A 301-nucleotide genomic window follows, 5' to 3' on the forward strand; every position below is an offset into this window, starting at 1 on the left:
GCCTTTGGCAGCGGGCGTAGAGTCAGTCGCATCAACAGGTAGTCAGTTGGCCCCGCCTATAATGGGTGCAGCGGCTTTCATTATGGCCGAACTGGTTGATATGCCGTATGCCGAGATTGCCACCGGTGCGATCATCCCTGCCGTGCTTTTTTACGGTGCTGTCTTTCTAACCATTCACTTTGTTGCTGTTCGTTTACAGCTAACACCGGTTCCAGAAAGTGAGTTACCCAGTTGGAAACAAGCTCTTAATCTTTTCTATCTAGCACCCGTTATTGCCGCTTTTGCTGGGTTGATTTATGGC

At 49.8% G+C, this 301-nt stretch carries 1 protein-coding gene; it reads left to right on the forward strand.

Features of this window, described 5'->3' with window-relative positions; translation table 11 throughout:
* Positions 1–4 precede the first annotated feature (4 nt).
* Positions 5–301: TRAP transporter large permease subunit (locus Q4528_RS13360; protein ID WP_303521996.1), on the forward strand; the 297-nt coding region annotated here is incomplete at its 3' end.

Origin of the sequence: Staphylococcus pasteuri (genome assembly GCF_030547725.1) — a bacterium.
Lineage (GTDB): Bacteria > Bacillota > Bacilli > Staphylococcales > Staphylococcaceae > Staphylococcus > Staphylococcus pasteuri.